Genomic DNA, 496 nt, shown 5'->3' on the forward strand with positions numbered 1-496 from the left:
GTCAGCTAGGATGCCGGGAGATTATCTATATTGAACAAAATACAGTTGACGTGAGCGCAAACAAGAGCATCATCGGTCTTCAAGTATCAATACTAGGCTTGGCGGTAGCTAACTTCTACGCAGGCTCGACATTATTTGGGTTTTTACTGCCAGTTGCTCTCCTATTATACGGCTCATATCTCGTTGGGACTAACGAATTTGACCGTTGAGAAGCAAGATGCGCAGGCACATTCTGTCGGTTAGTTCAGAATTTAGATGGAGAAAATAACGCAGTTCCATTGCTGACTGTATCCTCTGTATCTCGCACGCCTATCCTATAAGTTCTTAAGGATTGCAATAGAGCCACTCACAAACGCATCTCTGTGTCAGGCGGACCCGAGACGTAGACGATGGGACGAGAGTTGTTAGTCAATGAAGAGCAAGCGAGTGTGAAGCCAGAAGGCACTTACAACAGCCAAGGGACCACTCCTCATGGAACGTCGTGTATTCCTCATGG

1 protein-coding gene is annotated in these 496 nt (G+C 46.6%); it reads left to right on the plus strand.

Features of this window, described 5'->3' with window-relative positions; genetic code table 11:
* The coding region (locus tag DVK01_RS22735) for a hypothetical protein (RefSeq protein WP_233562844.1) at positions 1–209 on the plus strand (209 nt) is incomplete at its 5' end.
* Positions 210–496: the final 287 nt, after the last annotated feature.

It is taken from the genome of Haloarcula sp. Atlit-120R (genome assembly GCF_003665885.1).
In the GTDB taxonomy this organism is placed as follows: Archaea; Halobacteriota; Halobacteria; order Halobacteriales; family Haloarculaceae; genus Haloarcula; species Haloarcula taiwanensis.